This is a genomic window from Cedecea sp. VD22, assembly GCF_037150195.1.
Taxonomy (GTDB): domain Bacteria; phylum Pseudomonadota; class Gammaproteobacteria; order Enterobacterales; family Enterobacteriaceae; genus Cedecea.
In genome coordinates this window covers 1-255 of the sequence record NZ_JBBCPX010000074.1, presented here as the reverse complement: position 1 = coordinate 255, position 255 = coordinate 1, and the positions used below count along the sequence as shown (strand labels likewise).

The following is a 255-nucleotide window of genomic DNA, read 5'->3' as shown; positions in this document are numbered from 1 at the left end:
CTCTACCTGACCACCTGTGTCGGTTTGGGGTACGATTCAATGTTACCTGATGCTTAGAGGCTTTTCCTGGAAGCAGGGCATTTGTTACTTCAGCACCGTAGTGCCTCGTCATCACACCTCAGCGTTTGATAAGCGTCCGGATTTACCTAAACGCTCCGCCTACATGCTTAAACCGGGACAACCGTCGCCCGGCTAACATAGCCTTCTCCGTCCCCCCTTCGCAGTAACACCGAGTACAGGAATATTAACCTGTTT

1 rRNA gene is annotated in these 255 nt (G+C 51.4%); it reads right to left on the bottom strand.

Features of this window, described 5'->3' with window-relative positions:
* Positions 1-255: ribosomal RNA gene (locus WFK85_RS23540) — 23S ribosomal RNA — on the bottom strand; the annotation flags it as partial.